At 61.9% G+C, this 910-nt stretch carries 1 protein-coding gene; it reads left to right on the top strand.

Annotation, left to right across the window (positions count from 1 at the left end):
- A partial coding sequence (locus AC0QUY_RS42600; protein WP_475391727.1) for a transposase occupies positions 1-910 on the top strand: 910 nt, incomplete at both ends.

The raw sequence follows: 910 nt of genomic DNA, 5'->3' as shown, positions 1-910 counted from the left end.
GAAAGGCACATCCCGGCCGACCACCTACTCCGGTCGATCGATAGGTTCGTAGAGCTTGAGGACCTGCGACGGGAGCTGGCGCCGTTCTACAGCAACATCGGACGACCTTCGATCGATCCCGAACTGATGATCAGGATGCTCCTGGTGGGCTATTGTTTCGGCATACGATCGGAGCGTCGCCTCTGCGATGAAGTCCACCTCAATCTGGCGTACCGCTGGTTTTGCCGGCTGGGACTGGACGGGGCTGTCCCCGATCACTCGACCTTCTCGAAGAACAGGCACGGCCGCTTCCGTGAGAGCGATCTCTTCCGTCGCGTGTTCGAGGCCGTTTTGCGCCACTGCATCCGGGAGCGGCTAGTCGGTGGCGAAGGGTTCGCGGTCGACGCGAGCCTGATCAAAGCGGATGCCAATCGGCAGAAGGGTATCGAAGGCAGCAAGGGGCTTCCACCGGAGGCCGCGGGTCGAGCAATCGATGAATACCTTGCCGTTCTTGATGACGCCGCGTTCGGTGCTGCGACGGAGGTCACGCCGAAGTTCGTGTCGCCCTCCGATCCGGCGGCGCGCTGGACGGGAGCGCACGGCGGACAAGCTTACTTTGCGTATTCGACGAACTACTTGATCGACGTTGAGAACGCGATCATCGTCGATGTCGAGGCGACCACGGCGATCCGCCAGGCGGAAGTGTTGGCCGCCAAGCGCATGATCCAACGCTCGCTCGAACGGTTCGATCTTTATCCGGGCCGGATTCTTGGTGACAGCGCCTATGGCTCCGCCGAGATGCTGGGGTGGCTGCTCTACGAGCACGGGATCGAGCCGCACGTGACCGTCTTCGACAAGTCGGCCCGCACCGACGGGACCTTCTCGCGCGAGGACTTCACCTATGATCATGCCGGGGATATCTATCGTTGCC

Source organism: Bradyrhizobium sp. WYCCWR15520 (assembly GCF_056174665.1).
This window is presented reverse-complemented; position numbering and strand designations above follow the sequence as displayed.